This window comes from Paenibacillus sp. FW104-T2 (assembly GCF_058789975.1).
The window spans coordinates 1-22769 of record NZ_JBYTCE010000029.1; the positions used below are offsets into that span (position 1 = coordinate 1).

The following is a 22769-nucleotide window of genomic DNA, read 5'->3' on the forward strand; positions in this document are numbered from 1 at the left end:
TGATAAATTTGATTTTAGTTAACCTGTTGCCTTGTGCAGGGTTAATTGAAATATAAAAAAACTCAGGAGGTTATATGCCATGGCCAAGTTGCAAAAGAGTACAATCCTAACAGTCATTGCAGCACTGATGTTTGTCATTTTGGGGAGTGCGGCTCCCAAAGCCGCAGCAGCTTCAGGTTTTTACGTGAACGGAGGCAAATTGTACGATTCTACGGGTAAACCATTTTACATGAGGGGTATCAATCATGGGCACTCCTGGTTCAAAAATGATCTGAACACGGCTATCCCTGCAATTGCAAAAACGGGTGCCAATACGGTACGAATTGTACTGTCGAACGGTACACAATACACCAAAGATGATCTGAATTCCGTAAAAAACATCATTAATGTCGTAAACGCAAACAAGATGATTGCTGTCCTTGAAGTACACGATGCCACAGGCAAAGATGATTACAATTCGTTGGATGCAGCGGTTAACTACTGGATCAGCATCAAGGAAGCACTGATCGGGAAGGAAGATCGGGTTATTGTAAATATTGCAAACGAGTGGTACGGAACATGGAACGGCAGCGCCTGGGCTGACGGGTACAAAAAGGCTATTCCAAAATTAAGAGAAGCGGGTATTAAAAATACCTTGATTGTAGATGCAGCAGGCTGGGGTCAGTATCCTCAATCGATCGTCGATTACGGACAAAGCGTGTTCGCCGCGGATTCACAGAAAAATACGGTGTTTTCCATTCACATGTATGAGTATGCAGGCAAGGATGCGGCCACCGTCAAATCCAATATGGAAAATGTGCTGAACAAGGGGCTGGCGTTAATCATTGGGGAATTCGGAGGATATCACACCAATGGAGATGTCGATGAATATGCAATCATGAAATATGGTCAGGAAAAAGGGGTAGGATGGCTTGCATGGTCTTGGTACGGTAATAGCTCTGGACTAAACTATCTTGATTTGGCAACAGGACCTAACGGCAGCTTGACGAGCTATGGTAATACGGTTGTCAATGATACTTACGGAATTAAAAACACGTCCCAAAAAGCGGGAATCTTTTAAAATCTATACCATTTTCAATCGATATTGTTCGGTAATGATGGTTGAAGTTTAAACTGCATGTTGAAACTCTATTGGTTTTTCACTGCATTCTTGACACTCTGACGGCAGCGTCAGGGTGTCTTTTGATTAAAGACATTAGTAAGGATAACGATCTTTTGATTATTTCCGTTTATATTTAAAATCTTTTGTTTTCAAAACAAAACAAAGATGATAAACTCTGATTAGGAATAAAACAAACATTATCGGAGGGAAATGAATGGTACAGAGTTTATGGAATTCTTCACAGGCATCTGAGCAAACAACGGGACTTGAGCAGCTGGTTTACCGATCCAATCTGATTGGCGCAGACCGCAGTGTATGCAACATTTATGGTGGAAATACCTCTACCAAAACAACAGTGAAGGATTTTCGTGGGCGCGATGTAGAAGTCATGTACGTGAAAGGAAGCGGCTCCGACCTGGGCTCGATGCAAGCGAAGCATTTTACAGGCCTGGCTCTGGAAGACATTCGTCCCCTGATTGAACGTGAATCAATGACGGATGAAGAGATGGTTGAATATTTGGGTCATTGCATGATCGATTCCAAGCACCCTCGTGCCTCGATCGAGACATTGCTGCATGCCTTTCTTCCGTACAACCATGTGGACCACACGCATCCGGATGCGATTATCAGTCTATGTTGTGCAGATAACGGCAAAGAGTTGGCGCGAGAGATTTATGGAGATCGGTTTGTGTGGGTCCCATATGTTCGCCCAGGTTTTACGTTATCCAAGATGATTGCTGAAAGCGTATTCGCGAATCCGAATGCTGAACTGGTTCTGATGGAGAAGCACGGACTCGTCACTTGGGGAGAGACATCCGAGGAATGTTACGCACAGACCATCAAGATTATCAATGAGGCGGAAGCGTTCATTGAAGCTCGTGTGGATGAAGGAAGTTTGTTTGGTGGTGTTAAACATCCGGCACTTGCTGCTGAAGTGAGACGTGAGATTGTAGCCAAAATCATGCCAACGCTTCGCGGTGCCGTATCGGATAGCAAAAAAATGATTCTGTCCTATGACGATCAGGACGATGTACTTGCCTTTGTTGGTGGAGCCAATTCACCAGAGCTGTCACAAGTGGGGGCGGCTTGCCCGGATCATCTGGTACATACCAAAGTCGTTCCGTTGTTCATCGACTGGACGCCGGACGCTGAGGATGTTGATGGTCTGAAAGCGAAGCTGACAGAAGGCGTAGCTGCATACAAAGAGCAGTACAAACAGTATTTTGAAAGCAACAAAAACGAAGGCGATGTCATGTTTGAAGCAGCTCCTCGCGTTATTCTCATCCCGGGTGTAGGTATGATCAACACAGGTAAGAGCTGGGCGCTATCCCAAGTAAGCGGAGCACTGTATCACCGTGCGATTGCCGTTATGCGGGGCGCGACGAGCCTGGGTAAATTCGTATCGCTAAGTGCCAATGAGTCCTACAATGTAGAATACTGGCCGCTTGAATTGTATAAATTGTCCCTTGCACCGGCTGAAACGGAATTTTCCCGGAAAGTGGCGTTTATTACAGGTGGAGCCGGTGGGATTGGCAGCGAGACTGCACGCAGGCTGGTATCCGAGGGAGCTCACGTCGTTCTGGCTGACCTGAACCTGGAAGGCGCTCAAAAAGTAGCGCAGGAAATCAACGACCAATATGGTGCGAATCGCGCATATGCGCTAAAAATGGATGTAACCGATGAGGAAGCCGTGCAGTCGGCGTATGCTGAAGTGGCTGTACAATATGGCGGTGTGGACATTATCGTTAACAATGCGGGTCTTGCCACATCGAGTCCATTTGACGAAACCTCCCTGAAGGAATGGAACCTCAACATGAATGTGCTGGGTACCGGATACTTCCTCGTTGCCCGTGAAGCGTTCAAGCTGATGAAACAGCAAGGGATTGGCGGCAGTATGGTCTTCATCGGGTCCAAAAACTCGGTCTATGCCGGTAAAAGTGCATCAGCTTACAGCTCGGCAAAAGCACTTGAAGCTCACCTTGCACGTTGTATCGCAGCTGAAGGCGGCGAATATGGCATTCGTGTCAACACGATACTCCCTGACGCGATTCTGCAAGGGTCTGCGATCTGGAATGGTTCCTGGAGAAACGAACGTGCGGCAGCGTACGGGATTGAGCCCGATCAGCTGGAAGAGTACTATCGCAAGCGTACGACACTGCTCGTGAATATTTATCCGAAAGATATTGCGGAAGGTATTGCCTTCTTTGCTTCTTCCAAATCCGAGAAAACAACCGGATGCATGATGACCATCGATGGCGGTGTACCGGCAGCATTTACACGTTAAGAGGAGGGTTTCTGCGAATGGATAACCAAGTCAAGCAAGCGTATGAAGCAGCCAAATTGTTATATGCCCAGCATGGAATCGATACGGATGAGGTATTGGAAAAGCTTGCAGAGATCAAGGTATCTGTGCATTGCTGGCAAGGTGATGACGTGAAAGGCTTTTTGAACCAGGATGGAGAGTTGACGGGAGGCATCTCCGTTACAGGTCAATATCCGGGAGCAGCAACCACTCCTGCTGAACTTCGGGCAGATCTGGAACAAGCGTTTTCGCTGATTCCAGGGAAGCATAAGGTCAATCTGCATGCAATCTATACCGATACGGATGAAAAAGTGGAGCTGGATCAGATTGAGCCCAAGCATTATGAGAAATGGGTGCAATGGGCGAGGGAGCAGGGGCTGGGTCTTGATTTTAACCCGACATGCTTTTCTCATGAGAAATCAAGCGACGGATTCACACTGAGTCATCCTGATCCGGAGATTCGCAAGTTCTGGATTGATCACTGCAAGGCGTCTCGTCGCATCGGCGCTTATTTCGGCGAACAATTGGGCCAGACGTGCGTAACGAACGTTTGGGTTCCAGATGGGTTCAAGGATAATCCGGTTGATCGCATGACACCGCGTAAACGCCTCAAGGATTCGTTGGATGAAGTATTTGCAGAGAAGCTTGATCCGAAGCATAATCTGGACGCAGTTGAGAGTAAACTGTTCGGCCTTGGTTCGGAAGCGTACGTGGTTGGATCACACGAATTCTATATGGGATATGGATTGCAAAATGATACTTTGATCTGCCTGGATGCAGGCCACTTCCATCCTACTGAGGTCATCTCCAACAAGCTGTCTTCCCTTGCGCTCTTTACTAGTGGCATTCTGCTGCATGTGAGCCGTCCAATGCGTTGGGATAGTGACCATGTCGTCATTATGGACGATGAGCTGTTGGAAATTGCACGCGAACTTGTTCGTCACGACCTGTTGCCAACGACGCATGTGGGCCTCGATTTCTTCGATGCCAGCATCAATCGCGTAGCCGCCTGGGTTGTCGGTACGCGCAACACGATCAAGGCTTTGCTTCGTGCCATGCTGGAACCGGTGGATGCACTAAAAGCCGCTGAGCTGCAAGGTGATTATACGGTACGGCTTGCGCTGACCGAAGAATTCAAATCCTATCCATTTGGTGCCATCTGGGATTATTATTGTGCCCAGCAGGGAGTGCCTGTTCGCGAGAAATGGATCTCCGAGATTAAAACCTATGAAGAAGATGTTTTGCTGCAGCGTGGTAAATCGCTCGTTTAACTTGTTCTTATAAAAGGAATTTTGTATTAATTACTTTATCCTAAACTGATAAAAGTCCGCCGTGGAGCCAGCGTTCCTTGCGGGCTTTTTGGCATGGCGATATTCACGATGCATAAGTGAACCGAGAAATACCATACTACAAATACATAAACAGGCTTGTAGAATAGCCCAGTTACTGCAGCAAAGCGAAAAGGAGGATGCTTCAAATTGAATCTAGCCCACAATAAGTTGTATGTCGCTGCACTTGGCGGCGTAAACGAAATTGGTAAGAACATGTACATTATTCAGTACAACCAGGATATTATCGTCATTGATTGTGGTTCCAAATTTCCGGATGAGACCTTGCCGGGCATCGATCTCATTATTCCGGACGTCTCCTACTTGCTGGAGAATCTGGACCAGGTAAGAGCGCTTGTTGTTACCCACGGGCACGAAGATCACATCGGGGGCATACCTTATTTTTTGAAACAAATGAATATCCCCGTATATGCATCCAGGCTTACCCGAGGGTTGATTGAACTGAAACTGAAAGAGCATAATATGCTGCGAACCGCAGATCTTCATACAATCGATGCTCACTCCACTGTAAAGCTGGGGGATATCGACGTTTCCTTTTTTGCAACGAGCCACAGCATCCCGGACTGCCTGGGGGTATTCTTCCGGACACCTGGTGGAAATGTGGTACATACCGGCGATTTCAAGTTCGACATGTCACCGGTAAATGGACCTTATCCTGACCTATATCGAATGGCCGAGATTGGTAAACAGGGCGTTCATCTGCTGCTGTCCGAGAGTACAAATGCCGAACGACCTGGATTTACACCTTCTGAGCGTGTTGTAGGGGATCGCATTCTGGATGCATTTATTCGAGCCAGGCAAAAAATATTCATCTCCACCTTTGCTTCCAATGTCAGCCGGGTCCAACAAATTGTGAATGCCACCTTTGAGACCGGCCGCAAACTGGCCTTGCTGGGCAGAAGTATGGTTAATGTCGTATCTGTTGCTAGTGAGCTCGGATACCTGGATGTTCCTGACGGCCTTCTGATTGAAGCGATAGATGCGGATCAGTTTCCTCCTGAACAAGTGGTTATTCTCTGTACGGGAAGCCAGGGTGAACCTATGGCTGCGCTGTCTCGGCTCGCGACAGGTAAGCACCCTCACGTGAGAGTGGCAGCAGGTGACACCGTCATTATTGCGGCAGGAGCAATTCCGGGCAACGAACGCAATTTAGCCCACGTTATTGATAACCTGTATGTACTGGGGGCAAGAGTACTATATGGTTCGAGCGGGTCGGGGGGCATGCATGTTTCGGGGCATGGCAGTCAGGAAGAGCTGAAGCTGATGCTGACACTGATGAAACCGGATTATCTGGTTCCCATCCACGGCGAATTTCGCATGCTGTACCAGCACAGATTGCTGGCTGAATCGGTTGGCATCGATCCGGATCACGTATTTATCGTAAATAATGGTGACATGATTCAGTACAAGGACGGCGTAGCATCACCGGGTCCCAAAATCGCTTCAGGCAACAGTCTGGTTGACGGCTTAATTATGGGGGACGTAGGTAATATTGTGCTTCGGGATCGCAGACAGTTATCGTCAGACGGTATGCTTGTCATTGTGACGACACTTAGCAAAACGGAGAAGCAAATGGTCACATCTCCCGAGATTATTTCCAGAGGATTTGTGTTTGTAAAAGACTCGGAGGAATTTATGCGAGAAATTCATGGATTGGTGCTATCCAGAATGGAAGAACTGACCGGAGCCGGAGTGAACCAGTGGAATGTCATCAAAAGAAAGCTTAAGGACGAGATCGGACATTACATTTATGCCCAGACGAAACGAAGACCGATGATCCTGCCTATTATCATAGAGGTATGAAAAATGGTTAGAATAAGAAAAAGCCTGAGGAATGCTCATTCATATTTGATGAATAGGCAACTCCTTCAGGCTTTTTGTTTTTGCTTGCTTTAGAGAAAACTGTTCACTATCTTCTGCGACTATTAATCCTTCAATAAACCGGATTGTCTTACGGAGGAGAGGAACTGATGGAATTGTTCGATGTTCAACTGCTGCGCACTATCGGATAGCGCGACCGCTGGATTGGGATGCACTTCCACCATAACGCCGTCGGCACCAGCCGCCAGGGCAGCTTTGGCGCATGGAGCCAGAATATCTTTGCGTCCAGTAGAGTGGGTTACATCCACCAGCACGGGAAGATGGGTTTCCTGTTTTAGAATAGGCACGGCAGAGATATCAAGGGTATTGCGTGTGGCTTTTTCATAAGTGCGAATTCCTCGTTCAATCAGCATGACTTGTTTGTTCCCACGGGACACGACATACTCTGCAGCATGCACGAATTCATCAATGGTTGCTGCCAACCCTCGTTTAAGTAAAATCGGAATACGAGCGTCGCCCGCTGCTTTGAGCAGCTCAAAGTTTTGCATGTTTCGGGCACCGATCTGGATCACATCAATATAATCCGCTGCCAGCTCGATATGGCCTGGATGCACAATCTCACTGATCGTTTCGAGACCGAACTCGTCAGCTACTTCCTTCAGAATTTTCAGTCCTTCAATACCTAATCCCTGAAAATCATATGGGGAGGTGCGTGGTTTAAACGCTCCGCCGCGCATAACCGAAATCCCGGCTTCTTTCAAAGCCTTGGCAACCTCCCGGACTTGCTCGTAACTCTCGACGGAACAAGGTCCGGCAATCATGATTGGTTTACCCGCGCCAACCTGAATGTCACCAATGGAGACGATCGTATCCTCCTGCTGGTTTTTACGGCTAACGAGCAGCTGTTTCTTGTGTTCGTCAACCTGTAAATGCAGCGAAGCCTGAAAGATCTGCTTGAACAGCAGCTTGATGGCATCATCATGGAAAGGCCCAGGATTGGCTGCCGTCAATTCTTCCAGCATTTCTTTCTCACGAACGGGGTCAAACTTGGGAACGCCCTGTTTTTCCTTGATCTGACCGATTTCCTGTGTAATTTGCGCCCGCTCTGATAGTAAGTGAAGCAGATCATGATTAATCTCATTTAATCGGCTTCGTAATTGTTCCAAGGTTTTGTTCTCGTCCATTTACAACCACTCCTCCGTTACGTTGGATATGAATTCATTTTTATTGAAAAACAAAAAAAGCCCTTCATCCGCAAGGGACGAAGAAGCCGTGGTACCACCCTAATTAGAAACGGTTCAGCCTGATTGCAGGCATGCCGAATCTCACTTTGACCTTTTAACGCAAGGAACGGATTGTCCTAGAAGCTGACGCTTGAAGAAGCCGCTTTTCAGCAATCGGCTCGGGAGTGAACTTCGGCGGATGGTTGCCTCGGGTGCTCTCAGTCTTTGGCACCACGTCCCTGTAATCAACGCCAGATTCCGCTTACTCTTTCCGTCATAGCCTGTAATTGTTTATTGATATGTTAATATTCCATCGTGCACGATATGAATTGAAGTTATACTAGCATGTACACCTTCTGCACGCAATGAATTGAAGTGATGCCGCACATCAATAACGCTGTACTGCAGCACATCAATAACGCTGTACTGCAGCACAATGATATTCGCCACATCGACATCAACCAAGTATAATAAGAAGGGTGCATTATCCATTTTCATTTTTAAGCTGTACACAAGAGGAGTAACTATGAACAAAACCATATCTGATATCGCTCAACTGGCCGGCGTGGCCAAAAGCACCGTTTCCCGTTTTCTTAATGGCGGTTCGGTCAGTGAAGATACACGCCAGAAAATTGAGCGGATTATTAAACAATACAATTACGTACCAAATACCTTTGCTCAGAGCCTCAAAGCGAAGAAAACCAGTATAATCGGAACGGTCGTCCCCCGGCTGGACTCATTTGCAACTTCACAGACGCTTATCGGCATAGATGAGGAATTACGAACCAATCAGTACCAGATGTTGATTGCCAACACAAGCCAGGATATGCATCGCGAGATCGACGCCATTTATGATTTTGCAAGGCAGAAGGTATCTGGCATTATTCTGCTTGCCGCTGAAGTAACTGAAGCACATCTGAAGGCAGTCGAAGAGATTGGTATTCCGGTGTTGTTGGTGGGACAACAGCATGAACGTCTGCATAGTTTGGTTCACAACGATGACCAGGCCGGATACGATATGGGCAAATATGTGGTGGAGAAGGGGCACCGCCAGATTGTTTATCTTGGTGTAACGGAGAGGGACCAGGCCGTCGGCATACATCGTAGACAGGGATTCCAGCGTGCCATCGCCGAATATGGCGGGAGTGGGTGTGATGTTACCTACTACGAGACAAGCTTCAAAATGTCCGAAGCGATCGTTACAGCAGAAGCCATTCTTCGGGACAATAAACCGAGCATCATTGTAGGTGCCACGGATAACATCGCACTTGGTGTAATGAAGACAGCTTTCTCTAACAAGATTCGAATTCCCCATGAATTGTCGGTAGCCGGATTTGGCGGATACGATATCACGGAAATGATTCATCCGGCGCTGACAACAGTGAAATTTCATTATTTGCAAGCCGGTAAACTGGCTGCGAGCCATATGATTCGTCAGGTTACAGGTGAGCCGGTAGAGAAGCAAACTATACTTGATGTGGAATTGATTCCCCGAGAAAGCGTTGACAACGTATAAACTTATCCTTTATGATAATTCCATCGAACCGGTTCCATTCGTTTGAGATATTCGAATTGGAATAATGGTTTTGGCTGTATGCTGTGGAATTATTTTTTTATTTGTGTTGGAACCGGTTCCTCTTTAATGTAATAATTTTGGGCAAGGTTAGGAGATATGTTATGAAAATGACCAGAGAGCAGCGCTACCGATTCATTGAGCAGGCGGAAGAAGGAGAGATTGAGAAGCTGAAAGCAATGATTTCCGCTTGCTCGTGGAGACAATCCTATCACATTCAACCTGTTACGGGCTTGCTGAATGATCCTAACGGATTTTCATATTACCAAGGACACTATCATCTTTTCTATCAATGGTTTCCTCTGGGAACAGAGCATGGAATGAAATATTGGTATCATGTTCGCTCGACAGATCTTGTGAACTGGGAGCAGGTCGGCATCGGCATCCGTCCGGGTGATCCATTCGATTCGCACGGGGCTTACTCAGGAAGTGCCATTGTTAAGGATGACAAGCTGCACCTGCTCTATACAGGCAACACCAGGGATGAAACATGGATAAGACATCCCTATCAATGCTTGGCGGTCATGAATGAAAGCGGTTCAGTTGTGAAAGCCGACCAGCCTGTTATATCGTCAGTACCATCCGGGTACACAGAGCATTTCAGGGACCCGAAGGTTTGGCAGGATGGGGATACCTATTATTGTGTAATCGGAGCACAGCGGACAGACATGACAGGATGCGCGGTGTTGTATCGATCATCCAACCTCACAGCGTGGGAGTTTCTGGGTGAGATCCAGACGCATCTCTCCCAATTCGGCTATATGTGGGAGTGTCCGGATTACTTTGAGATGAATGGCAGAGGCGTGCTTCTTTTTTCACCACAGGGTATCGAAGGTGAAGGGGATTTATACAACAACATTTTTCAGTCAGGTTACCTGATTGGTGAGCCATTGAATCTACAGACGAGAGCGTTTGATCATGATTCTTTTCAGGAATTGGATCGCGGGTTCGATTTCTATGCGCCACAATCGATGGAAGCGCCGGACGGAAGACGCATATTGATTGGATGGATGGGACTTCCGGATGTGGAGTATCCAACCGATGCGAGCGGATGGGCCCATTGCCTTACGATCCCGCGCCAGTTGTCCCTCAAAGACAGCAAACTCATTCAGCAGCCTGTTGATGAGATGAAGAAGCTCCGTCGACAATCCGAGGGGTACCGTTATCAAACGATACTGGAGAACAGATCTGAAAGTATTGCTGCATTCAACGGGACTGCCTATGAGCTGGAATGTGAAATCAGTCATTTTGATGCTGAACGATTCGGGATTGAATTTCGAACAGGCGGTGAAGAAAAGACCGTTTTGCAATACGACCGTCTTCAGCAAAAGTTGATATTGGATCGAACCTCTTCAGGTGCTCCAATGGGGGGCATGAATGGCACGGTACGCCAGTGCACGCTGAACGGAGATCGGATCAAGTTACAGCTGTTTGTAGATACGTCGTCGGTTGAAATCTTTGTCAATGATGGGGAAGAGGTATTCACAAGTCGAATTTTCCCAAGCCCCGAAAGTACGGGAATTCGCTTTTTTGCGAGTGGAGGCAAGGCTGAGTTCAAAGCGACCAAATGGGATTACTAGATATTAGGTGAGGGGAATGAAATACCATGTCGGATAATCAACAAATAGCCAAGGAAGTTATTCAAGCCATTGGGGGCAAAGATAACATCGCATCATTTGCCCACTGCGCGACACGTCTACGCATTATGGTGAATGACAAAGAGAAAATCGATCAGAAGCAGGTCGAGAATATAGACAAGGTCAAGGGTGCTTTTTTCAATTCCGGACAGTATCAGATTATTTTTGGGACAGGTACCGTGAACCGGATCTTTGAAGAGGTCGAGAAGCTCGGAATCGAAGGTACCTCCAAGGAAGACGTGAAGAATCAGGGGAAAAAGGAAGGCAACGCATTTCAACGGGCAATCCGCACGTTCGGAGATGTGTTCGTACCTATTATTCCTGTACTGGTGGCTACAGGGTTGTTCATGGGGCTGCGCGGATTGCTTACCCAGAATGAAATTCTGTCCTTGTTCGGTGCAACCCCTGAGGACATTTCGCCCAATTTCCTGTTGTTTACGCAAGTTCTGACGGACACTGCATTCGCATTCCTGCCTGCACTGGTGGCCTGGTCTGCATTCCGCGTATTTGGCGGCAGCCCTGTGCTCGGAATTGTGCTCGGACTGATGCTTGTCAATCCGGCTCTGCCGAATGCTTATGCTGTGGCAGATGGATCGGCTCAAGCATTGCACATGTTTGGATTTATACCCGTTGTAGGCTATCAGGGGTCCGTTTTACCTGCATTTTTCGTGGGACTTATCGGAGCGAAGTTCGAAAAGGTTCTGAGAAGACGCGTGCCGGAGGCGCTGGACCTGATCCTCACGCCTTTTATCACACTAACAGTTATGATTACATTGGGGCTCTTTGCCATCGGTCCCGTCTTTCATTCGCTTGAAGAGTGGGTGCTGCATGGGACGACAGCTGTTCTTGACCTTCCATTCGGTATTGCCGGAATTATTATTGGTTTCTTCAATCAGATTATTGTCGTTACCGGTGTGCATCATATCTTTAACTTTTTGGAAATCCAGCTGCTGGAAAAAACAGGTTATAATCCATTCAACGCCATTGTAACTTCTGCGATGGCTGCACAAGGAGCCGCTTGTTTAGCCGTAGGATTAAAAACAAAAAATACAAAACTCAAGGCTCTTGCCCTGCCATCATCCTTATCCGCTTTTCTCGGAATTAGCGAACCTGCCATTTTTGGCGTAAACCTGCGCTACATGAAACCGTTCGTTATGGGACTGATTGGTGGCGGTGTTGGTGGTTTTCTCGCATCCTTGTTCCATCTGAAGGGTACAGGCATGGCCGTAACGGTGATTCCCGGTACATTGCTGTATCTGAACAGTCAGCTGCCCCTGTACATTCTTGTGAATGTGGTTGCTGTGGGTGTGGCCTTTGCATTAACCTGGTTCTTCGGTTACAAGGATCAGCCGCTTGCTGTAGATGAGATAACGAACAGTGGAAATGAGAGTGATCCTTCGGCTGTCCAAACCGCAGGTACGGATGATCGGACCAATCAAGCAGCGGTACATCGGCCCCAGGTGGATAAGCTGGAGATTGCTTCGCCGATGACCGGTACAGCGGTGGCTTTGGCCAACGTACCTGATCCTGCATTTTCAGAGAAGCATATGGGTGAGGGGATTGCCATTGAGCCTACGGAGGGTAAGGTATACGCACCTTTTGATGGCATCGTAGCCCATGTCATGAACAAGAGTAAACATGCTGTCATTCTGGAGCATGAGAGTGGTCTGCAAATGCTTGTTCACGTTGGAATCAATACCGTTGGTCTAAAGGGAGAGGGGTTTACCGCTCATGTCCAGAGCGGAGATGCAGTCACCGCTGGACAATTAATGATTGAGTTTGACATGAACTCCATTCAGGCGGCGGGGCTGCCACTCATCACTCCCGTTCTGATCCCGAACGGAAATGAAATCATAGAAGAAGTGCAGACGGCCAAGATTGGCAGTGTACAGGCGAATGGGGACAACATCCTTGTCGTAAAGTTTAAACAATAATGAACAAAGCAGGCAGAGAGAGCTGATGAATTTGACCAGACTCATTGCCTGCTTTTTTTGCTATTCATACAACGTAACATGTGTATTAAAACGAATAATAGGTGAGCGCATATTCCATCAAAAAAGAACGCACCTGTTCCTGGCTCATAGGTGAATTCCCGCCATTCTCCAGATTGAAGATCAGATTGTCTAGGCATTTTAGAAGAAAATGAGCACGGACCTCTCCCCACAGACTTTGGTGCTCGCTGATGTAATGGATAGCTCGCTTCGTTCCAACCCTTTTAACCCTGCGAATACCGAAGCCCATTTGACCAGATCAGCAGGCTCTGAACCTCGCGGTAAATTGAATTCTGCAAATCCGTTAATACCTCCACACGAAATTTTGAACAAGCCGCAGTAGCCGCCTGAATGTTCATGAGGGAGTAACGGCAGCTTTCGCATATCGTACCGAATGATTTCCATGGAAGTAATCTTCGTTTCATGGTTTATGGTAATTTGATTTATAAGTTCACAGCTCGGAAACACGCCACCAACCTCCATCGAATGAATGCGACTTTATGTTCTTCAACCTTTGGTTTATGTTACGGCTGAGTGACGATGAAGTAAAATGTTGGGGATCTTTTATTTACCGCATTTAAGTGCTTCCGGGTGAACATTTCCGTGATGTAAGCGATTAAATCGGGTTCAGTCTGCTATTTTTGCTGATTACATCCGTTTATTTCATTGGGGCATTTCCTCCACGGTAAACGGAAGCTAGAGGAAGCCAGCTGTAGATTAGGGTTAAAAAGAACTTGAGATTCGCCAGAATTGGTTGATTTACGCAGTAAATCGTTCCCTTACGGCCTTGCAGCCCTGCAAGTACAGGACTATGATTCGCTCATACCGTGCCAGAGGATATTTATTCTTGCTGGCTTGGAGACGAAGGGGAGGGAGTACGATGGTGGAAGACGCTGTAATGTTAGTTTCAACGGGACAGAGCTCAGCAGGAATGGAGTTTGTTCGTTTATTGCTGAAGAGGGGGATGGATGTAATCGTGCTTGTCCACAATGCAGAAGAGGAACAGCAGCTGACTGAATTGATCGGTAAACTCTCTGTGTATCGCCTTTATCACTCTGGTTCGGCAGACAAGACGCCCATTGCTTTAGATTGGGCGGTGAAACATGCCTTTGTATTTGAAAGAAATCTGCCAGAGTGCTGTCAGGACATTCAATTATGCCATAGCTGGTGCCCGCAGCGGCTTTATGTAGTTACAAGCAGCCTGAATCCGGTGCAGCTGGTATACCGCGGGTTGGGAGCCTCATATGTCATACACAGCCGAAGCGGTGATATATCGTTTGTTTTATGATGGGACGGTCATGCAAAAATAACAAGCGGTGATCTCGAATAATGAGATGACCGCTTGACATATGTTCAGCACTACAATCCTGCTTGGCGCTTCAGCCGTTCTGCAATCTGTAACAGATCTTCCGCAGAGACGCCAGGGGCGAATTCTTCCGGCAGGTCAGGCAGATCGGGAATAGCACCACTGTGTCCGGGCAGTCCTGCAAATGCCTCCAGTTTTCCGCCATCTGTCGGATGTGTGCCTTTCCAGATTTGGGCGATATTCTGGTAGTCCTTGTCACTAAAGGTGTATAGCCTGCGATGTTCGCCCATGGCTTCCCATTTCCGGGTCGTGTCAAACACCTTATTGTCCAGGCGGGGAATAGGGAACATCTTGGTCACATCAACGCCGGTTGCAATCTGCAGCGCTTTGGCATAGGCAAGAATATGTACGCCGCCACGGACGAGCAAATAACCGGTCATCTCTCTCGCAGTTGGATGATCCGTCATCTCGTACACCCTCATCTTGTGAGTACGTGCGCCGCATTCGAGGAAAAAATTATGCAGCAGGTCGAAGATCAAATTGCCGCTGTTCACGACATAGGAGCCGTTCCAGGGTCTGCCCATGGAATCAAAAGGGAGCGCGGTCTGAGCCGATTCAATGAAATGGGAAGTAATACGGGCATCCTTACCTGCACGAAGCGGGGTAGTATCAGGGTCTCCCGGAGCAGTAGTGCCAACCAGCATCAGATTAATGGTATTGGCGACAAGCTCCACATGACCGAATTCTTCAGCCGTAATACTTGCCACAATGTCATAAAAGGCACGCAGCTTTTTTTTGCCCCGGAAGTTGAAGGACTGGAACATGTAGTTATTTAGCGTGGACATCTCGCCGAACTTTCCACCAAGCAGTTCCTGGACTGCGCTTGCTCCATTGGGGTCAGGGTTATTGGAGATCGGCAGTTCAATTGCAAGGCGGTCTACCCGTTTAAACATGATTTTGCCTCCTCAAGCCAAATTACTGTAAAGGTATGAGGCATGACTTGTACGTTATTCGGACTTTGGTCAAAACAAAAACGTTCTGCCAGAGCTTTGCTCTGAACAGAACGTTCGCATTTGCAACTTAAGACGTTTGACCAACGACACTGGTACCGTTCTTCGTTATTGTGTAGGTGAGCACCTCGCCACTCCAGAAGTGGAATTTGAGAATAACCTCACCATCATTCGTTTCGTTGAAGAAGTTTGGTTTCAGTTCAATGACATTGCGGCTGTAATCCGGGCTAAAGGTGTAGGAGAACTCCTTGAAAGAAGTCCAGTTTTGCGGACCGGCGTTACCTCCGGTGGCATAAGTTGCTTCCATGGTAGCCAGCTGGTTTCCGTTAAACGTGGTTGGAATTGCAAAAGAATCGGTAGTTCCTGTAACATCGCTCAGCACAGGTGTATCATACGTAATGATATTCAGGTGCCAGTCGGCGCCTTTGTTGAATTTCGCTGTAAGCTTCGCATTGACACCAAGATTGCCGGAAGCGGTCAGTTTGCTTAACAGACTGGATTTAAGGGTCAGCACGTCATCCTTAATCGTGTAATCCTTGCCTTTAGACAGTTTCTTGTTACCGTTAGCCAGGGATATGAAGGTGTTTCCATTCAGATTCAATCGGATCGTTTGATCTTGAACGACTGCTCCTTTTTTGAGATGGACCAGATCGGATTCGGCTGTGGAGGAACGACCTTTCCAGCTCGCTTTCATCGTATTATAGAGATCAGGGTCAGACCAAGTATAGTTTGTACGACTGAAATGCTGCCCGTTATCCCACAGCATGGTGGTCATCTTCTTTTGACGCAGATACTGTCCAACGAATTCGAAGAATTTCAGTTTTTCACCTTGTTCGATGACACCCGTATGCTGGTCGAAACCCAGCAAGCCATATTCACCAACAATAACAGGAATGCCTTTGGCTACAAAAGCGTTGTATACGCGATCGAATGTATCCGTGATGTCTTTTTGTACTTCTTCATTAAACTTGGTAAAACCAGCGATGTTCACACTAAATGGCCAGAATCCATAATAGTGAACTGTGGCAATTATGTTTGGATCGTTCAATTTCGTAATGGTCTCATTCAATGCATCCAGATCGGCTTGGGCGGATGAGGTGTGCATCGTTGGGAGTACGAGTGGACGTGTCTTGTTGTTTCCGCCAGAAGACCTTACAATTTGATGAAAAGAAGTATTAAGCTCATCGAGCATACGGTACCCGACTGCGGCATCCGTTGTTCCACCTTCTGTGAAACGGGGCTCGTTAATACTTTCGAACATCAGCTTGGAAGGAGCATTTTTAAATTGGTTCGCAATCTGGGTCCATACGGAATTATAGCGTGCCAGCACAGGGTCATGATCCTTCTCCATGTAACTGACCCATCGCCAGGAATCGTGGTGGATATTAAGCATGACATAGAGATTGGCATCGAGTGCCCAATCCACAACTTTCTGTACACGGTTCATGTAGGCGGGATCAATGGTGTAGTCGGGTGCGTCGCCGATGTGGGCTTCCCAGGTCACAGGAATGCGAATGCTCTTATAACCTTGCTTTGCAATCTGCTTGATCAGTTCCTTGGTAATCCGCGGGTTACCCCAGGCTGTCTCGTCTTCGCCCACAGCGTCGAGCGAATTACCCAAATTCCAGCCTGGTTCCATGGCGCTGACGTAGGACTGGATTTTGGTTGGGGCAGCAGGTTTACTTGGCTTGCCTTTGTGATCAGGAGCTGCAGAGGCCATGGCAGAAGAGAACAGAGACAGAATCAGGGCTGTGACCAGTGTGAGGGATAGAACATTTTTACGAATTTTCTTCATTAACAGTGTCTCCTTCATGCTTGGAATAGTTGAACTGATGAATTAGGCTTGCTCAGATGGAGAAAAGCTCAGTTATAAAACAGTCCAGACAGGATTTACGAAGGAAGGATCACCTCCAAAATTTGTATTGAAAGCGTTTTCGTAGATGTTAATATAACATAGAATAAAAGAAGAGAGTACCCTCATAATTGGAACAGAAATCAGTTGTAAATTAGTGATCCGTCTCGCGATAATAGGATGGATAAACTGTTCGTATATGAAAGCATGAGTTTTCGAAGAGAAGCGGGCTTTAATGTGTAGATATGTTCTATGCAATGAGAAATATGTTTCTATGACTGGAGTGCAGCCTTCTTTAAAATGAAGATATCGTTAGCAAAATCAGCCATCCAGCTGCATGAACAGGGTGATATAATAAGTTCACCAGAGGGCAGCAAAAGGAGTCGGTTTATATGCGGAAGTGGCTGGGGTGGATGATCCCCCACAAGCTCAAATACCGTTTGTTTGCAGGGTTCGCGCTTGTCATTCTGCTTCCATTCAGTATTCTCAATCTGTACAACTACGAAAAAATTGAATCGCTTGTGCAGCAGAAGATTAGTGAACAGAGTCATGAACAGCTGGATAATCTCCACCAGTCGCTGGAAGATCAGCTCAGTATCGCTTTCAAAACATTGATCTTTCTGGAACAGGACTCTGAAGTTCGCCGAATTCTTCAAAATCCTAGCGAGCACAATGTCCTGGACAACAAGGAACGTATGGAGGACAAATTCAAGGGTTTGAATAACAGCTTTTTTCTCTACAATCCATCGGTTTATTTTACGCTGCTTGATGAAGACGGGCATATCTACACCTCATATCAGCCCAAGGTCCCGCTAGATTATGACACCGTTGCATCAGATCGTTCCTTCTTGGCCCTTCAAGACAGCGGAACTTCATATGTATGGACGTCGAATGACGAGAATTATGTATCCCGTGATGTGACCAGGAGCCCGACCCTGTTATCTCTTTACGCCAAATTACGTGACCGGAATAACAATACATACGGACTGGCAAGAATCAGCATTGATTTCTCCTACTGGTTTCAGTCTGTATTGCAGAAGTCCGAGAGTGACCAGCTCTATTTTATCATGACCCGACAGGGCGAAGTGATTGCTCGTTCCAATTCCGAGTCTAAGCTGCCCGTTGAAGTTATTCGTGAGGTTTCCCGCGAGCCGAGTAATGGATACTGGACTGACAAGTCCAGTGAGTCACTCATTAACTATAGTTATCTGCCTTCACTGGATTGGTATATGATAAACCGCATTCCCTTACAATTGCTGTTTGGTGAGATTGAAAGCCTGAAGAAGCATTATTTCGCAACGTTCTATGCCATTACGGCGCTTTTTATTGCTATTGCTTTCATGATTGCTTACACATTTACAAGGCCATTATCCCGTCTACAGGTCAAGATGAAAGAAGCGGTTGGCAAGGATCTCCGCATTCGGCTGCCAGAGGAGAATCACCGGGGAGAGGTGCTGGATCTTACACGGACCTTCAATACGATGATGGTAGACATGAACCGACTGGTTCAACAGCTTCGTGCCGAAGAAAGGCAGAAGGATGCCGTCCATTTTCAGATGCTTCTAGCTCAGATGAATCCACATTTTCTGCTGAATACGCTCAATACACTGAAATGGATTGGCCTGCGGAACGGGAATGAAGAAACGGTGGAAATATGTCTTTCACTCGGTAAACTGCTGGAAACCAGCCTTAATTCGGATGTGGATCTCATTCTCCTACGTGATGAAATGGATCTGACGCGAGCTTTTCTGTATATCCAACAAGTCAGATATGGAAATGTGTTTGATATAGAGTTCAGTTATGACGAAGAGCTGCTGTATGCCCTGGTTCCCAAGCTCAGTCTGCAGCCTTTGATTGACAATGCGATTCGCCACGGGATTGGCAATATGGCAGAGGGAGGCCGGATACAGATCCGGATGTTTAGAAATGCAGCTGTGCCTGATCGTTTGACGCTGGAGGTCGAGGATAACGGGGTGGGAATGGATCATTCGAAGAATAACAGGGAGCAGGGTCGTCAGAGACCGAGTATTGGGCTGCAGAATATCAGGGAACGGCTAAGACTTCTATTCAAGGACAAAGGCGAGCTCGAGGTGATCTCGTTGGAACAGGGGACATTGTGCCGGATTCATCTGCCTGTTTTGCTGTCCGAACCATATGCGAACCAAAACCTGGGCAACAAGAATGACGAGGATTAACGGAATGGAGGGACTACGATGTGGAAAGTATTACTGGTGGAAGATGAGACATTCGTCCGGGAGTCCGTGAAGGAGATCATTCGTTGGGAGGACATGGGGTTCACGCTAGCCGGAGAAGCAAGCAATGGGTTGGAAGCGTTACCAATGATTAAGCAGGACCCTCCGGATCTTGTTCTGTGTGACATTGTCATGCCGCAGATGGACGGACTAATGTTACTTCAGGAAACAAGGAAGGCTGGCATCCAATCCAAATTTGTCATGCTGACATGTATGGGCGATTTTGAATCCATGCGGCAGGCCATGGAATACGGAGCTTCCAATTACATTCTGAAGTTGTCGATGAGTGTGAAGGATTTGCGCGAAACTCTCGTTAAGGTAAGCAAGGAATTATCGAATAACGGAGTGCCACAAGAGCGCGCCATTCGTCCCGCATCCACAGCGCCCAAGGAGAAAATTACGCATCCGGAAGTGAATAAGATCATCCAATACATTGAACAGCATTATGATCAGGATATTACACTGAAGTTCCTCGCACGTTACGTCATGATGGGGGAAAACTACGTGAGTGCCCTGTTTAAAAAGAAGACCGGGGAGACGCTGATTCATTATTTGCATCGAACACGTATTAACAAAGCGATCGAGTATCTAACGGATACCGATTGGCCTGTGAACCAGATTGGCCACCAGGTCGGTTTTATGAACGATAATTATTTTATCAAAATCTTTAAACGAATGACGGGTACAACCCCGAGTCAGTATCGTCATCAGAAATAGAACAAAATGATTTGACTGAAGGATGATAACGGTTTCAAATGTGTATTTCTGTTCCATGGCAATCATGATTCTGTTACTTACGACCATTCTCACTCATTTGCTATCCTTAAGTTGCAAACTTCAATCCAGAATTTACGAGGGGGTCGTCTCTTGGTGAGAAAAAAAGGCTTGGTTGCACGAATGGTATCACTTGTCCTTGTTGTGGGCATGATCGCAGGTTGTTCCAATGATTCAGGTTCCAATGCTCAGACCGGTTCGTCTGACAATTCGGGTGATACAGTCAAACTGAAAATGTGGGGAGGCGTACCGCCTGAAGCGGGGCCGCAGGCAGTCATCGATGTGTGGAACAAGGAGCATCCCGAAACACAGATTGAATATGTGCGTTATGTGAATGATGATGAAGGCAATCTTAAACTGGATACGGCCATCATGACAGGTCAGGATGTGGATTTATTTGTGAACTATACGATTTCCCATACGGCCAAGAGGGTGGCATCCGGTGCTGCGGCTGACCTGAGTTCCTTCACCGACTACAACATCGACGAGAAAATGGGTCCTGATGCGGAGGGCTGGAAAATTGACGGAAAGTATTATGGTGTCCCTACCACGAAGAGCACCTATTTCGTGGCACTGAACAAGGAAGCACTCGATGCGGCCAATCTGCCTGTTCCGAAGGACTGGACCTGGGATGAGATGAGAGAATATGCGAAAAAGCTAAAAAAGGATAGTGGATATGGGTTCATTCAAAACACAGAACCTTTCGTTGATTCAATGGATTCCGTCCTGTCGCAGGAAGGGTATACCAAGGCAGACGGAACGTCCAACCTGGATCATCCCATGGTAAGAAAGTGGTTGGAAACCCTGAATGCCATGATGGCTGAGGATAAAACGACACCGCCGCTCGGAGAGCAGCTGACGTCAAAAATGCCTGTGGAGCAGATGTTTCTGAGCGGGGAAGTACCTATGCTTAACATTGGGGCATGGCTTCTCCGCAGCTCTAACAATTTTACCGATTACCCGCGGGATTTCACCATCGCCTTCGCACCGGTACCACGTTTGTCTGAAGATAAGGAAGGCTATGTCATGCGAGGTGGACTGGGAGATTACATCTCCATTAATGCCAAATCGAAACATCAGGAAGCAGCCTGGGAATTTCTGAAGTGGTATGCGGATGGCGGCATGGCCCCAATGGCTGAGGGAGGACGATTCCCAGCTTCCAAGGATGCAGATCAGGATAAGGCGCTGGAGAGCATGCTTGGAGACAAGAAAGATACGTATGATCTGGAGTCACTCATGTATGTCATGTTTGATTATCAAACGCCAACCTATGTCCGGACTGTGCCTCAGGAAGTAATGGATTTGCGAGCGCAGGAGTACGAAAAGTATTTTCTGGGCGTACAGGATCTGGATACAACGATCTCCGCTATGGTTTCCAGACATAATGATTATCTCAAGACGGCCAAATAAAAAGAGCAACATAATTCGTGTACTCCAAAAGGTTGAAATATCGAGACTGCTCCAGATTTATGGTGGCAGTCTCTTTGTTTTGACAGCAGATGGATAGGCATTCGCAGAATAGAACAAATTGATGTTTTTGAATGATCGGACTGCCTGTGGCAAAGCATTTTTTGCATCATTCTGTTTTATGAACAAGGTGGATTTGTTACTTATGGGAACATTGCCGGGTTGGTAGACTTGGGTTATCCCTGGAAGAAACGAGGCGAAGAACAATGCATAACAACTGGATGAGAAGACAGCGCATGCTGGGATATATTTTTGTCGGTCCAAACATGCTGGGAGTTCTGCTTTTTTTCCTGATCCCGGCCATCTACTCTTTTGGTCTCATGTTTACGGATTACAAATTTATGAACCCAGATATGACGTTTATAGGCTTGGACAATATCAAGCGATTGATGAAAGACCCGCTGTTCTTTCTATCCTTGCGTAATACCCTGATATTTTTGCTCGCCGTACCTGTCTCGATTGTGCTTGGTTTTATTGTAGCCGTCATCCTGAATCAAAAGATTTATCTGAAAAAGCTGCTGCGCGGGTTATACTTTATGCCTTATATCACGAGCGGAGTAGCTGTGGCATTTGTCTGGATGCTGCTGTTTCAGCCGAATCAGGGACCAATCAACGGTTTCTTGCGCAGTATTGGTGTAGATAACCCACCGGGATGGCTCTCCACGACAACCTCCTCCATGTACGCCATCGATATCATCTGGATCTGGTTTATGCTTGGCTACAACATGATTATTTACCTTGCTGCCTTACAGGAAGTGTCATCTGAGCTGCTCGAAGCAGCCAAGATCGATGGAGCCAGACCGCTTCAGATTTTGCGCAGAATCATATGGCCTCTGGTAAGTCCAACCACATTTCTGCTGCTAATTACCGGACTGATCATGGCTATCAAAACGTTCGGAATCATTCAGGCCACAACACAGGGGGGACCTGGGAATAGTACAACCATCCTGTCTCTGTATGTATACCAGAATGCGTTCCGTTATTATGACATGGGATACGCCGCTACGGTCTCCTGGGCACTATTCGCCATTATTCTGCTGATTACTGTTCTTCAGTGGGTAGGGCAAAAACGCTGGGTCCATTACTAATCTAAAAAGGGGGGACAGGAAG

17 protein-coding genes are annotated in these 22769 nt (G+C 47.0%); 12 read left to right on the forward strand and 5 right to left on the reverse strand.

All coding sequences use genetic code 11. The features are described from left to right. The first annotated feature begins 79 nt into the window (after positions 1-79). The 4 genes from AC3WQ3_RS25945 to AC3WQ3_RS25960 all read left to right on the forward strand — a co-directional run bounded on the left by AC3WQ3_RS25945 (position 80) and on the right by AC3WQ3_RS25960 (position 6556). Positions 80-1060 (forward strand): glycoside hydrolase family 5 protein, encoded by a 981-nt coding sequence (locus tag AC3WQ3_RS25945; RefSeq protein ID WP_492474092.1) that lies wholly within the window; start codon positions 80-82, stop codon positions 1058-1060. A gap of 256 nt (positions 1061-1316) precedes the next feature. After that, entirely contained in the window at positions 1317-3386 is a 2070-nt protein-coding gene (locus AC3WQ3_RS25950) for a bifunctional aldolase/short-chain dehydrogenase (RefSeq protein WP_336779843.1), read from the forward strand. Between the two features lie 17 nt (positions 3387-3403). Beyond that, on the forward strand, positions 3404-4675 hold the full coding sequence (gene rhaA, locus AC3WQ3_RS25955; RefSeq protein ID WP_154893389.1) for an L-rhamnose isomerase: 1272 nt from the start codon (positions 3404-3406) through the stop codon (positions 4673-4675). Between the two features lie 207 nt (positions 4676-4882). Further along, positions 4883-6556: a ribonuclease J gene (locus tag AC3WQ3_RS25960; protein WP_336779844.1), complete on the forward strand. Its 1674-nt coding sequence runs from the start codon at positions 4883-4885 to the stop codon at positions 6554-6556. Positions 6557-6678: 122 nt separating this feature from the next. Here the strand turns inward: AC3WQ3_RS25960 and AC3WQ3_RS25965 are convergent, their stop codons facing one another. Continuing rightward, on the reverse strand, positions 6679-7758 hold the full coding sequence (locus AC3WQ3_RS25965; RefSeq protein WP_492474093.1) for a bifunctional 3-deoxy-7-phosphoheptulonate synthase/chorismate mutase: 1080 nt from the start codon (positions 7756-7758) through the stop codon (positions 6679-6681). Between the two features lie 330 nt (positions 7759-8088). After that, a complete protein-coding gene (locus AC3WQ3_RS25970; protein ID WP_492474094.1) occupies positions 8089-8295 on the reverse strand; it encodes a hypothetical protein in 207 nt (68 codons plus the stop codon). Between the two features lie 28 nt (positions 8296-8323). On the opposite strand from AC3WQ3_RS25970, the gene AC3WQ3_RS25975 reads away from it, so the two are divergent. From AC3WQ3_RS25975 to AC3WQ3_RS25985, 3 genes are all read left to right on the forward strand, one after another. Further along, entirely contained in the window at positions 8324-9313 is a 990-nt protein-coding gene (locus AC3WQ3_RS25975; protein ID WP_492474095.1) for a LacI family DNA-binding transcriptional regulator, read from the forward strand. 161 nt (positions 9314-9474) lie between these two features. Beyond that, positions 9475-10950 (forward strand): glycoside hydrolase family 32 protein, encoded by a 1476-nt coding sequence (locus AC3WQ3_RS25980; RefSeq protein WP_492474096.1) that lies wholly within the window; start codon positions 9475-9477, stop codon positions 10948-10950. Between the two features lie 26 nt (positions 10951-10976). Beyond that, on the forward strand, positions 10977-12941 hold the full coding sequence (locus AC3WQ3_RS25985) for a sucrose-specific PTS transporter subunit IIBC (protein WP_492474097.1): 1965 nt from the start codon (positions 10977-10979) through the stop codon (positions 12939-12941). Between the two features lie 198 nt (positions 12942-13139). Here the strand turns inward: AC3WQ3_RS25985 and AC3WQ3_RS25990 are convergent, their stop codons facing one another. After that, positions 13140-13403 carry a hypothetical protein gene (locus AC3WQ3_RS25990; RefSeq protein WP_492474098.1) on the reverse strand — a complete coding sequence of 88 codons (264 nt, stop codon included), beginning with the start codon at positions 13401-13403 and terminating at the stop codon, positions 13140-13142. Positions 13404-13878: 475 nt separating this feature from the next. Here AC3WQ3_RS25990 and AC3WQ3_RS25995 point away from each other — a divergent pair, with 475 nt between their 5' ends. Further along, positions 13879-14286, forward strand: coding sequence for a hypothetical protein (locus AC3WQ3_RS25995; RefSeq protein WP_492474099.1), 408 nt, complete (start codon positions 13879-13881; stop codon positions 14284-14286). A gap of 71 nt (positions 14287-14357) precedes the next feature. Here the strand turns inward: AC3WQ3_RS25995 and AC3WQ3_RS26000 are convergent, their stop codons facing one another. Continuing rightward, positions 14358-15257 (reverse strand): manganese catalase family protein, encoded by a 900-nt coding sequence (locus tag AC3WQ3_RS26000; RefSeq protein WP_095358352.1) that lies wholly within the window; start codon positions 15255-15257, stop codon positions 14358-14360. A gap of 127 nt (positions 15258-15384) precedes the next feature. After that, positions 15385-17109: a cellulase family glycosylhydrolase gene (locus AC3WQ3_RS26005; RefSeq protein ID WP_492474100.1), complete on the reverse strand. Its 1725-nt coding sequence runs from the start codon at positions 17107-17109 to the stop codon at positions 15385-15387. 449 nt (positions 17110-17558) lie between these two features. On the opposite strand from AC3WQ3_RS26005, the gene AC3WQ3_RS26010 reads away from it, so the two are divergent. From AC3WQ3_RS26010 to AC3WQ3_RS26025, 4 genes are all read left to right on the forward strand, one after another. Then, the gene (locus AC3WQ3_RS26010) at positions 17559-19361 is read left to right on the forward strand and encodes a sensor histidine kinase (protein WP_492474101.1); all 1803 of its coding nucleotides are present in this window, start codon (positions 17559-17561) and stop codon (positions 19359-19361) included. Positions 19362-19379: 18 nt separating this feature from the next. Beyond that, positions 19380-20135 (forward strand): response regulator transcription factor, encoded by a 756-nt coding sequence (locus tag AC3WQ3_RS26015; protein WP_095358349.1) that lies wholly within the window; start codon positions 19380-19382, stop codon positions 20133-20135. 153 nt (positions 20136-20288) lie between these two features. Continuing rightward, the gene (locus AC3WQ3_RS26020) at positions 20289-21602 is read left to right on the forward strand and encodes an ABC transporter substrate-binding protein (RefSeq protein ID WP_336780235.1); all 1314 of its coding nucleotides are present in this window, start codon (positions 20289-20291) and stop codon (positions 21600-21602) included. A gap of 263 nt (positions 21603-21865) precedes the next feature. Then, positions 21866-22747 (forward strand): carbohydrate ABC transporter permease, encoded by an 882-nt coding sequence (locus AC3WQ3_RS26025; RefSeq protein WP_095358348.1) that lies wholly within the window; start codon positions 21866-21868, stop codon positions 22745-22747. Positions 22748-22769 lie beyond the last annotated feature (22 nt).

Coding starts and splice junctions, on each gene's coding strand:
- AC3WQ3_RS25945 (WP_492474092.1), top strand. CDS start 80: ATGGCCAAGTTGCAAAAGAGTACAATCCTAACAGTCATTGCAGCACTG.
- AC3WQ3_RS25950 (WP_336779843.1), top strand. CDS start 1,317: ATGGTACAGAGTTTATGGAATTCTTCACAGGCATCTGAGCAAACAACG.
- rhaA (WP_154893389.1), top strand. CDS start 3,404: ATGGATAACCAAGTCAAGCAAGCGTATGAAGCAGCCAAATTGTTATAT.
- AC3WQ3_RS25965 (WP_492474093.1), bottom strand. CDS start 7,758: ATGGACGAGAACAAAACCTTGGAACAATTACGAAGCCGATTAAATGAG.
- AC3WQ3_RS25970 (WP_492474094.1), bottom strand. CDS start 8,295: ATGAAAATGGATAATGCACCCTTCTTATTATACTTGGTTGATGTCGAT.
- AC3WQ3_RS25975 (WP_492474095.1), top strand. CDS start 8,324: ATGAACAAAACCATATCTGATATCGCTCAACTGGCCGGCGTGGCCAAA.
- AC3WQ3_RS25980 (WP_492474096.1), top strand. CDS start 9,475: ATGAAAATGACCAGAGAGCAGCGCTACCGATTCATTGAGCAGGCGGAA.
- AC3WQ3_RS25985 (WP_492474097.1), top strand. CDS start 10,977: ATGTCGGATAATCAACAAATAGCCAAGGAAGTTATTCAAGCCATTGGG.
- AC3WQ3_RS25990 (WP_492474098.1), bottom strand. CDS start 13,403: ATGGAAATCATTCGGTACGATATGCGAAAGCTGCCGTTACTCCCTCAT.
- AC3WQ3_RS25995 (WP_492474099.1), top strand. CDS start 13,879: ATGGTGGAAGACGCTGTAATGTTAGTTTCAACGGGACAGAGCTCAGCA.
- AC3WQ3_RS26000 (WP_095358352.1), bottom strand. CDS start 15,257: ATGTTTAAACGGGTAGACCGCCTTGCAATTGAACTGCCGATCTCCAAT.
- AC3WQ3_RS26005 (WP_492474100.1), bottom strand. CDS start 17,109: ATGAAGAAAATTCGTAAAAATGTTCTATCCCTCACACTGGTCACAGCC.
- AC3WQ3_RS26010 (WP_492474101.1), top strand. CDS start 17,559: ATGCGGAAGTGGCTGGGGTGGATGATCCCCCACAAGCTCAAATACCGT.
- AC3WQ3_RS26015 (WP_095358349.1), top strand. CDS start 19,380: ATGTGGAAAGTATTACTGGTGGAAGATGAGACATTCGTCCGGGAGTCC.
- AC3WQ3_RS26025 (WP_095358348.1), top strand. CDS start 21,866: ATGCATAACAACTGGATGAGAAGACAGCGCATGCTGGGATATATTTTT.